The organism is Rathayibacter sp. AY1C6, assembly GCF_002931535.1.
Lineage (GTDB): Bacteria > Actinomycetota > Actinomycetes > Actinomycetales > Microbacteriaceae > Rathayibacter.
In genome coordinates, this window is record NZ_PSWC01000051.1 from 1 (window position 1) to 782 (window position 782).

The window sequence follows — 782 nt, forward strand, 5'->3', positions numbered from 1 at the left end:
GTGGTGTGCCAGAGCTTGTTGGTGTCGTTGACGTCCTTCTCCGCCGCGGTCAGGTGGACGCGGACGGGGATGCCGGGACGGCCGCCCACCTTGATCAGGAACAGGCCGCGGCCGGGCGGGTCCGCTTCCTTGCCGGAGACGCCATCCCAGGCGGGCGGGTCCTGCCAGCTCGTGAGCATTTCCTGCTCCTTCGCGGATAGCGGCACCGCCGATGTGAGCAGGGGCATCTCCGCACCGGGGAGGCCGCCGCAGATGACCATGCCGGAGCGCTCCACGAATCCGCGGGCCTTCATCCGGTCCTCTTCGCTGGAGAGCGCGAGGAGGTCGGACATGGTGTGGCTGATCATCGCGAGGCCGACACCGCGGGCACGGTTGAGGCGGGTGAGGGCGTCGACGCGATCGACCATGCCCTTTCCCGCGCGCAGTGCCCGCCATAGCTCGTCCAGGATCACGAAGTAGTGCCGACGGGGCTCGATCCCCGCGTCGGCCAGCGCCGCGGCGACGTTGACCGTCCCGAACCCGGCGGACCAGCGTGCGAGGAGGATCGCCGCCTGGAGGTCGCCTTCGGAGTCACCGATCGAGGACACGTCGTAGACCACGGGTCGGTCCCGCCGCATCGGGGTGGTGGTCTGTCGGGAGAAGATCTCGCCCAGCCGGCCTCCAGAGGTGAGGCCGATGAGGGACGCTTCGAGGTTCTCGGTGATTTCCTTGTACCGCTTGAGGTCGTTGCGGTCGAGCGCGACCTGTCGAATCTCGTCCGGCGCGGCCTGGATCACGGCGAG

The 782-nt window shown here is 68.9% G+C and carries 1 pseudogene; it reads right to left on the reverse strand.

The features are described 5' to 3' along the window. A pseudogene (locus C5D36_RS16490) lies at positions 1 to 782 on the reverse strand (type IV secretory system conjugative DNA transfer family protein); the annotation flags it as partial.